1 protein-coding gene is annotated in these 490 nt (G+C 60.2%); it reads left to right on the top strand.

Going from position 1 to position 490, the window contains the following annotated elements; all coding sequences use genetic code 11:
- Nucleotides 1-490, top strand: a 490-nt coding sequence (locus PHP98_11355) for a F0F1 ATP synthase subunit beta (GenBank protein MDD5484226.1), incomplete at both ends; no start/stop codon positions are given.

The raw sequence follows: 490 nt of genomic DNA, 5'->3' as shown, positions 1-490 counted from the left end.
GACGACACCGTGCGTTGTATCGCGCTTTCAACCACGGACGGCCTGCGGCGCGGCAACGAGGCGCTCAATGCGCGCGCCCCCATTTCCGTGCCGGTCGGCCGGTCCAATCTCGGGCGACTTTTCAACGTGCTCGGCGAGCCGATCGACGGATTGGGGCCGGTGGACGCGGCTAAGATGGAGTCCATCCACAAGTCGCCGCCTTCGCTCCTGGATCAGGATCCCAAGCCGCGCATGCTGGAAACCGGAATTAAAGTCATTGACCTGCTGGTACCGTATTCGCGGGGCGGCAAGATAGGTTTGTTCGGCGGCGCCGGCGTGGGCAAGACGGTTTTGATTGAAGAGCTGATTCACAACATTGCGGTGGAGCATGGCGGCATGTCGGTTTTTGCGGGCGTGGGCGAACGCACGCGCGAAGGCAACGATCTCTGGCTGGAAATGAAGGAGTCAAAAGTGCTGGAAAAAGCCATTCTGGTCTACGGACAGATGAATG

The organism is Kiritimatiellia bacterium (assembly GCA_028715905.1).
Lineage (GTDB): Bacteria > Verrucomicrobiota > Kiritimatiellia > JAAZAB01 > JAAZAB01 > JAQUQV01.
Note: the sequence above shows the minus strand (reverse complement) of the source record. Positions and strands in the feature narration are given on the sequence as shown.